Origin of the sequence: Sphingomonas pruni NBRC 15498 (genome assembly GCF_001598455.1) — a bacterium.
GTDB lineage: Bacteria > Pseudomonadota > Alphaproteobacteria > Sphingomonadales > Sphingomonadaceae > Sphingomonas > Sphingomonas pruni.
On the sequence record NZ_BCYZ01000147.1, the window covers coordinates 1 to 2,164 of the forward strand.

General features: G+C 64.7%; 4 protein-coding genes. 1 reads left to right on the top strand and 3 read right to left on the bottom strand.

All coding sequences use genetic code 11. The features are described from left to right. Nucleotides 1–51: 51 nt before the first annotated feature. From hisH to hisB, 3 genes are read right to left on the bottom strand one after another with little or no spacing between them, the layout of a single operon-like run. Nucleotides 52–657 (bottom strand): imidazole glycerol phosphate synthase subunit HisH, encoded by a 606-nt coding sequence (gene hisH, locus SPR01S_RS20905; RefSeq protein WP_066593766.1) that lies wholly within the window; start codon nucleotides 655–657, stop codon nucleotides 52–54. Continuing rightward, on the bottom strand, nucleotides 654–965 hold the full coding sequence (locus SPR01S_RS20910; RefSeq protein WP_066593768.1) for a YciI family protein: 312 nt from the start codon (nucleotides 963–965) through the stop codon (nucleotides 654–656). Before SPR01S_RS20910 ends, hisH begins: the two co-directional genes overlap by 4 nt. Next, nucleotides 965–1,552, bottom strand: a complete 588-nt coding sequence (gene hisB / locus SPR01S_RS20915) for an imidazoleglycerol-phosphate dehydratase HisB (RefSeq protein ID WP_066593770.1) — start codon at nucleotides 1,550–1,552, stop codon at nucleotides 965–967. Before hisB ends, SPR01S_RS20910 begins: the two co-directional genes overlap by 1 nt. 71 nt (nucleotides 1,553–1,623) lie before the next feature. On the opposite strand from hisB, the gene SPR01S_RS20920 reads away from it, so the two are divergent. Continuing rightward, entirely contained in the window at nucleotides 1,624–2,100 is a 477-nt protein-coding gene (locus SPR01S_RS20920; protein ID WP_066593775.1) for an SspB family protein, read from the top strand. Nucleotides 2,101–2,164 lie beyond the last annotated feature (64 nt).

The window sequence follows — 2,164 nt, forward strand, 5'->3', positions numbered from 1 at the left end:
CCACCGCGCCGCTTCGCGTCGCGGTCCCCCTCCCCGTGCCGGGGAGGAATGTTATGGCCGCCATTCTAGGAACCTTTCCAACAGCGCTAACCCGTAGCGCTGGCTTTTCTCGGGATGGAATTGCACGCCCGCCATATTGTCGCGCGCGATCGCGGCGACGACCGGCCCGGCATGGTCGGTGGTCGCGACAACGTCTTCGCCCTCGAAGGCATAGCTGTGCAGGAAATAGGCTTCGCCGGCCTCGATCAGCGGGTGCGGGAGCGTGGGCCGGACGTCGTTCCAGCCCATATGCGGCACCTTGGCGGCAGGGTCGGTCGGCGTCAGGAGGCGGATGCGGCCCTTGACCCAGCCGAGCCCCGGATGTTCACCCATTTCCTCGCCGACATCCGCCATCAACTGCATGCCGACGCAGATGCCGAGGAACGGCGCAGCGTCGCGCCGCACGCGCTGGTCGAGCGCGTCGATCATGCCGGGGACGGAGCGCAACGCCGCCGCGCAGGCGCCGAACGCGCCGACGCCGGGAAGGACGATCCGGTCCGCGCCGCGCACCAGCTCGGGATCGGCGGTAATCGCCACATCCCGCGCGCCTGCCGCCTTCAGCGCGTTGGCAACCGAATGCAGGTTGCCCGCACCGTAATCGATCAGCGCGAGCGTCACGCGAACAGGGGAGCGACCGTGTCGGCCGCCCAACTCGCATTGAACTCGATCACCTCGATCGTCGCCGCACCTTCGGTCACGAACGGGTCTGTCGCCGCGAGCGCCTCTACTTCCGACTTATGGCCGCGGCAGACGATCACGCCGCCGGTGCGCGGGTTGCGGCGTCCCGACAGCAGGAACAGGCCTTCTGCATAACCGCGCTCCAGCCACTCGACGTGCGATTTCATCAGGCGATCCACCTCGTCGAGCGCGACGATATAAGTGATCAGGATCAGGCAAACCGGTGCGTCGCCTCGCATGGCGGGCATCACAATGTCCCCTTGGTCGAGGGAATCGCATCGGCCTTGCGCGGATCGATCTCGACCGCTTCGCGCAACGCGCGAGCGAGGCCCTTGAACGCGGCTTCGGCGATATGGTGGTTGTTGTTGCCGTACAGCGTCTCGATGTGGAGCGTGATCCCGGCGGTCTGCGCGAACGAGTGGAAGAAATGCTCGAACATCTCGGTGTCCATCTCGCCGAGGCGCTTTTGCGAGAATTCGGTCTTCCACACGAGGAACGGACGCCCCGAAATATCGAGCGCGACGCGGGTCAGCGTCTCGTCCATCGGCGACAGCGCGTCGGCATAGCGGCGGATGCCGCGCTTTTCGCCCAGCGCCTTGTTGATCGCCTCACCGATCGCGAGCCCGGTATCCTCGACCGTGTGATGCTGGTCGATATGGAGGTCGCCCACGGTCTTGACCTCGAGGTCGATCAGCGAATGGCGCGACAATTGTTCGAGCATATGATCGAAGAACCCGATGCCCGTCGACACGGCATAGCTGCCGGTTCCGTCGAGATTGACGGCGACGTCGATCGACGTTTCGCTCGTCTTGCGGCTGATCGTCGCGGTGCGCATCGCGCCCCCATATGGGTGTGTTGCACGTCATGCAATCTTGACCCGACGCTCGCATCGGCTACCCAAGGCATATGAGTGATGGACTGCCCGATAGCCTGATTCCGTATGATGAGATCGTGCAAGAGGCCTTGCGCGCCGTGGTCGGCCGCGTGCTGGGTTCGGTCGCGGCCGGCGGCGGGCTGCCCGGCGAGCACCATTTCTACATCACGTTCAAGACCCAGGCGCCGGGAGTGAGCATCCCCGAACGGCTGATCGAACGGTTCCCGGACGAGATGACGATCGTCCTGCAGAACCGCTATTGGGACCTGACGGTCGACGACGAGCGATTCTCGGTCGGGCTGAGCTTCAACCAGGTGCCGTCGAAGCTCGAAATTCCCTATTCGGCGATCACTGGCTTTCACGATCCGGCGGTCAATTTCGAACTGCGCTTCCAGGCGCAGGAAGGGCCGGAAGGTCCCGAACCGCACGACGAGGCCGAAAACGACCATGTCGAGCGCGTCGATGACGGCTCGAACGTCGTAAGCGTCGATTTCAAGCGAAAGAAGTAAGCCGGAGCGAGCCGCGCAAGCTGCGCGGCGGTCACCTATCGGTGACGCGAACGGCCGGCCGGGG